This is a genomic window from Streptomyces katrae, assembly GCF_000966975.1.
GTDB lineage: Bacteria > Actinomycetota > Actinomycetes > Streptomycetales > Streptomycetaceae > Streptomyces > Streptomyces katrae.
In genome coordinates this window covers 1-5,385 of sequence record NZ_JZWV01001124.1, presented here as the reverse complement: position 1 = coordinate 5,385, position 5,385 = coordinate 1, and the positions used below count along the sequence as shown (strand labels likewise).

At 72.4% G+C, this 5,385-nt stretch carries 6 protein-coding genes; 3 read left to right on the top strand and 3 right to left on the bottom strand.

The annotated features are described in order from the left end of the window. The 3 genes from VR44_RS33510 to VR44_RS33500 all read left to right on the top strand — a co-directional run. On the top strand, positions 1-627 hold a 627-nt coding region (locus tag VR44_RS33510), incomplete at its 5' end, for a S1C family serine protease (protein WP_045951410.1). 138 nt (positions 628-765) lie between these two features. Beyond that, positions 766-1,215, top strand: coding sequence for a sec-independent translocase (locus tag VR44_RS33505; protein ID WP_045951409.1), 450 nt, complete (start codon positions 766-768; stop codon positions 1,213-1,215). A 136-nt stretch (positions 1,216-1,351) separates the two neighbouring features. Next, a complete protein-coding gene (locus VR44_RS33500) occupies positions 1,352-2,068 on the top strand; it encodes a hypothetical protein (protein ID WP_094192079.1) in 717 nt (238 codons plus the stop codon). Between the two features lie 66 nt (positions 2,069-2,134). On the opposite strand, the gene VR44_RS33495 is transcribed toward VR44_RS33500, so the two are convergent. The 3 genes from VR44_RS33495 to VR44_RS33485 are packed head-to-tail and all read right to left on the bottom strand — an operon-like array spanning position 2,135 to position 5,283. Next, positions 2,135-3,295, bottom strand: coding sequence for an Mrp/NBP35 family ATP-binding protein (locus tag VR44_RS33495; protein ID WP_045951407.1), 1,161 nt, complete (start codon positions 3,293-3,295; stop codon positions 2,135-2,137). 43 nt (positions 3,296-3,338) lie between these two features. Next, the gene (locus VR44_RS33490; protein ID WP_245692719.1) at positions 3,339-4,022 is read right to left on the bottom strand and encodes a DUF1003 domain-containing protein; all 684 of its coding nucleotides are present in this window, start codon (positions 4,020-4,022) and stop codon (positions 3,339-3,341) included. After that, positions 4,012-5,283 carry a magnesium transporter MgtE N-terminal domain-containing protein gene (locus VR44_RS33485; protein ID WP_045951406.1) on the bottom strand — a complete coding sequence of 424 codons (1,272 nt, stop codon included), beginning with the start codon at positions 5,281-5,283 and terminating at the stop codon, positions 4,012-4,014. The genes VR44_RS33490 and VR44_RS33485 overlap by 11 nt, the downstream gene beginning before the upstream one ends. Positions 5,284-5,385 lie beyond the last annotated feature (102 nt).

Here is a 5,385-nt window from a genome sequence, read left to right as displayed (position 1 = left end):
GCCTTCGACCTCTCCAACACCGTCACCGCCGGCATCATCAGCGCCACCGGCCGCCCCATCACCGCCGGCGGCGACAAGGGCAGCGGCAGCGACATCAGCTACGTCGACGCCCTCCAGACCGACGCCCCCATCAACCCCGGCAACTCCGGCGGCCCCCTCCTCGACTCCCGCGCCCGCGTCATCGGCATCAACAGCGCCATCCGCGGCGCCGACAAGGGCGACGACGAAGGCGAACGCACCCGCCAGAGCGGCAGCATCGGCCTCGGCTTCGCCATCCCCGTCAACCAGGGCAAGCGGGTCGCCGAGGAGCTCATCCGCACCGGCCACGCCACCCACCCCGTCATCGGGGTCACCTTGGACATGCAGTACACCGGCGACGGAGCCCGGGTCGACTCCAAGGGCGAGGACGGCAAGCCCGCCGTCGTGGCCGGCGGCCCCGGCGCCCGCGCCGGCATCCGCCCCGGCGACGTGATCACCAAGGTGGACGGGGTCCGCGTCCACGGCGGCGACGAGCTGATCATCAAGATCCGGGCCCACCGGCCCGGCGACCACCTCTCCCTGACCGTGCTGCGCGACGCCCGCGAGCACACCCTGGACGTGGTGCTCGGCTCGGCGAGCGGCTCCTGAGCCGCGGCGTCCGGCCCGGAAACACCACACGACGGCCGGGTGAATCCGGCGAAGGGCCCGCACCGGCGTAGGGGAGGGCCGGGATCGCCGGGTACCGTTGACCGGGCCGGACGTGGGAGAGAGCCGAGGAGCGGCAAGGTGTTCAACGACATAGGCGCACTCGAGCTGGTCACCATCGTGGTGCTCGCCATCCTCATCTTCGGGCCGGACAAGCTCCCGAAGGTGATCCAGGACGTCTCGGGCTTCATCCGCAAGATCCGCGCGTTCTCCGACAGCGCCAAGCAGGACATCCGCTCCGAGCTGGGACCCGAGTTCAAGGACTTCGAGTTCGAGGACCTGAACCCCAAGACCTTCATCCGCAAGCAGCTCACGGAGAACGAGGACCTCCAGGAGCTGCGCAGCAGCTTCGACCTCCGCAAGGAGCTGAACGAGGTCACCGACGCGGTCAACAGCCGCGACACCGGCCCGGTGCCCTCCGCCGCCCCGGCCTCCGCCACGCCCGCCGCCGGCACTGGTCCCGACCTGCTGAAGAAGCCCGCCGCACCGGCCGTGGAAACGCGTACGCCCTTCGACGCCGACGCCACCTGAGACGCAGCCTGCCCGTCGATCCCGGGCCGGATGGCTATCCTCCATCTGTCCGGACCGAGGACGCCCGAGGATGGGGGTCCCCCCAGCGACGCGAGGGGGAGGGCCGTTCCGGACCCCACGGAACGAGAGGCCGCCCATGGAGACGACGAGCACGAGCAGTAGCCGGGTGGGCGCACAGCCCGCCGAAGCCCCCGACGCCACGGCCCCGCAGCCCGAGCCGGCGGCGCCGCCCGCCGACGCCACCGCGCCCGTCCCCGCGGCCCGGCGAGCGGCCGAGGGGTACCTGAAGGCCGAATTCCCCTGGTACGGGCTGGACGGGGCGTTCACCGGCCCCCGCTGGCTCATGCAGGTCGGCACCGGCGCCGACGGCACCGTGGAGCACGGCTCCACCGGCCACGGCGACGAACCCTCGGTCCGCGGCGAGATCGCCACCGGCGAGAAGGAGCGCTTCGCGGTGGTCGTCACCGTCGCCAGCAACCCCCTGCGGCGCAGCGGCGACGGGACCGGCGTCCTGGAGGCCACCTCGGTCTCCTCGGCCGCCTGGCTGGCCGGCTCCGGGCTGCTGGCCTACAGCTGGCCGCCGCAGATGGACCACAGCCTGCGCGACGACTGGCTGGACCAGCAGACGGAAGCGGCGTGGGAGCTGGCCGACGACCTCACGGGGCCGGACTGGTCGACGCTGTCGCTGCCGGTGGACGGGGAGCCGACGCCGTTCCACTACCGCGAGTCGGAGTTCGGGTGGGTGCTGGCCGGGTCCACCGGCAGCGGGGTGCACCTGGGTGCGTACGGGCGGGGGATGAGCGCGTACGGGCTCGGCTTCTCGGCCATCGCCGACCTCGCGGCGTACGAATAGGAAAGGGCACCGCCTGGCGGCGGTGCCCTTCACGCGGCGCGGACCCTGCGGGTGCGCGTGCCGGTGCTAGAACTTGTTGCGCGGGGTGATGCCCAGGGACATGCCCGAGAGGCCGCGGGCGCGGCCGCCCAGCTTGCCCGCGATCGTGCGCAGGGCCGCGCCCGCCGGCGAGTCCGGGTCCGCGAGGACGACCGGCTTGCCGTTGTCGCCGCCTTCGCGCAGCCGCACGTCGATCGGGATCTGGCCCAGCACCGGCACCGTGGCGCCCGTGGTCTTCGTCAGGCCGTCCGCGACCAGCTGGCCGCCGCCCGTGCCGAAGACGTCCACCATCTCGTCGCAGTGCGGGCACGGCAGGCCCGACATGTTCTCGACGACGCCCACGATCTTCTGGTGCGTCTGCACGGCGATCGAACCGGCCCGCTCCGCGACCTCGGCCGCCGCCTGCTGCGGGGTGGTGACTACCAGGATCTCCGCGTTCGGGACCAGCTGCGCCACCGAGATGGCGATGTCGCCCGTACCCGGCGGCAGGTCCAGCAGCAGCACGTCCAGGTCGCCCCAGAACACGTCGGCCAGGAACTGCTGGAGCGCGCGGTGCAGCATCGGGCCGCGCCACACCACCGGGGCGTTGCCCGGGGTGAACATGCCGATGGAGATGACCTTCACGCCGTTCGCCGACGGCGGCATGATCATGTTCTCGACCTGGGTGGGCTTGCCGTCCACGCCCAGCATCCGCGGCACGCTGTGCCCGTAGATGTCCGCGTCGACCACGCCGACCTTCAGGCCGTCGGCCGCCATCGCCGCCGCCAGGTTGACCGTGACGGAGGACTTGCCCACGCCGCCCTTGCCGGAGGCGACCGCGTACACACGGGTCAGCGAGCCCGGCTTGGCGAAGGGCACCTCGCGCTCGGCGGTGCCGCCGCGCAGGGTGGCCGCCAGCTCCTTGCGCTGCTCGTCGCTCATCACGTCCAGGGAGACGGCGACGGAGGTGACGCCGGCGACCTTCGCGACGGCGTCGGTGACGTTCTTGGTGATGGTCTCGCGCATGGGGCAGCCCGACACCGTCAGGTACACCGTGACGGCGACCGCGCCGCCGTCGCCGATCTCCACCGATTTGACCATGCCGAGCTCGGTGATCGGCCGGTGGATCTCGGGGTCGTTGACCGTCGCCAGCGCGTCCAGGATCGCGTCCTGCTCCGGCACGGCGGCGGAGGGTGTCTCGGTAGCCATGCCCCCGATGGTACGGCTCGGTAGCAGGGCTCAGGTAAGCCCGTCAGCGGTCGCCTTCGTCACTTTCACCCGGGAACAGCCGCCGCTCGTCCATCTCCTTGATCAGGTCCTGGAACTCCGAGCGGATCCAGTCGCGCGTCGCGACCTCGCCCAGACCCATCCGCAGCGCCGCGATCTCCCGGGTCAGGTACTCGGTGTCCGCGATCGACCGCTCGTTCTGCTTGCGGTCCTGCTCGTGGGTGACCCGGTCCCGGTCGTCCTGCCGGTTCTGCGCGAGCAGGATCAGCGGGGCCGCGTACGAGGCCTGGAGGGACAGCATCAGCGTCAGGAAGATGAACGGGTACTGGTCGAACCGCAGGTGGTCCGGGGCGAACACGTTCCACAGCACCCACACCACGATGACCAGCGTCATCCAGACGATGAACCGGCCCGTGCCCAGGAACCGCGCCACCCGCTCCGACAGCCGCCCGAAGGCCTCCGGGTCGTACTCCGGCAGCAGCTTGCGCCGGTCCTGGCGCGGCTGGTCCAGCCGCACCCGCGAGCGCGTCAGCGCACTGGACCCCGACGGCGCACCGGCGCGCGCCCGCTCGGAGGAACGTTCCGCCGCCCGCTCGACGCGCAGCCGCGCCGCCTCCTCCAGGCGCTCCGAGAGCCCCTCACGGGCCTGCTCGCGGCGCCTCTGCCGACGCTCGCGCGCCGCCTCGCCGCGTCCGCGCTCAGTGGCCATGCACGGCCTCCTCGGAATGGAAGTCCGTCTCCCGCCAGTCGTCGGGCAGCAGGTGGTCCAGGACGTCGTCGACCGTCACCGCGCCCAGCAGCGACCCGCTCTCGTCGACGACGGGCGCCGCGACCATGTTGTACGCGGCCAGGTAGCTCGTCACGACGGGCAGGGAGGCGTCCGGGGGCAGCGGCGGCAGGTCCGTGTCCACGATCGAGCTGACCAGGGTGAACGGGGGGTCCCGCAGCAGCCGCTGGAAGTGCACCGTCCCCAGGTACTTGCCCGTCGGCGTCTCGTCCGGCGGCCGGCACACGTACACCTGCGCCGCCAGCGCCGGCGACAGGTCCGACTGGCGCACCCGGGCCAGCGCGTCGGCCACGGTCGCGTCGGGCCGCAGCACGATCGGCTCCGTGGTCATCAGACCGCCCGCGGTGTTCTCCTCGTACGACAGCAGACGGCGCACGTCGGCCGCGTCGTCCGGCTGCATCAGCGTCAGCAGCCGCTCCTTGTCGTCCTCGGGCAGCTCGGAGAGCAGGTCGGCCGCGTCGTCCGGGTCCATCGCCTCCAGGACGTCGGCGGCGCGCTCCTCCTTCAGCTTGCCGAGGATCTCCACCTGCTCGTCCTCCGGCAGCTCCTCCAGGACGTCCGCGAGCCGGTCGTCGTCGAGGGCGTTGGCCACCTCCGCGCGCCGCTTCGGCGTCAGGTGGTGCAGCACGTTCGCCACGTCGGCCGGGCGCATCTGCTCGAAGGTGGCCACCAGGTTCTCGGCGCCCTGCCCCTCCTCCTCCAGGGAGAAGCCCGTCACCGCGGACCACTCCACCGTCAGGGTCTCGCCCCGGCGGCGCAGCGCGCCCCCCTTGCCCTTGCGGACGAAGATCCGGTCGATCTCCCAGTCACGGCGCGCCGGCAGCTGCTGGATGGCCACGTCCAGGACGGTGACCTCCTCACCGCTGGCCACCAGCGTCACCCGGCGGTCCAGCAGCTCGCCGATGATCAGCCGCTCGGTCGGCCGCTGCTCGAAACGGCGCATGTTGACCACGCCGGTGGTGATGACCTGCCCGGACTCCACGCCCGTCACCCGGGTCATCGGCAGGAAGATCCGGCGCCGGCTGACCACCTCGACCACCAGGCCCAGCAGCCGCGGCGGGCGCCCGCCCACGCGCAGCATCGCCACGAGGTCACGGACCCGGCCCACCTGGTCGCCGTTGGGGTCGAAGACGGGCACACCCGACAGATGCGAGACGAAGATCCGCGGGGCGCCTGCACCCATCCGAGCGCCTCCTAGAGCGTCGATCACCAGTCATGCCGTGCCTCAGGCTAGCCCCTGCCGGGGGAGAGCGCCCTGGTGGGGCGGTCCGGGCGGGGGTCCGGG

What these genes read in the sequence shown, in the direction of transcription:
- VR44_RS33485 (WP_045951406.1), bottom strand. Translation starts at nt 5,283, where the DNA reads ATGGGTGCAGGCGCCCCGCGGATCTTCGTCTCGCATCTGTCGGGTGTG.
- VR44_RS33500 (WP_094192079.1), top strand. Translation starts at nt 1,352, where the DNA reads ATGGAGACGACGAGCACGAGCAGTAGCCGGGTGGGCGCACAGCCCGCC.
- VR44_RS33495 (WP_045951407.1), bottom strand. Translation starts at nt 3,295, where the DNA reads ATGGCTACCGAGACACCCTCCGCCGCCGTGCCGGAGCAGGACGCGATC.
- VR44_RS33490 (WP_245692719.1), bottom strand. Translation starts at nt 4,022, where the DNA reads ATGGCCACTGAGCGCGGACGCGGCGAGGCGGCGCGCGAGCGTCGGCAG.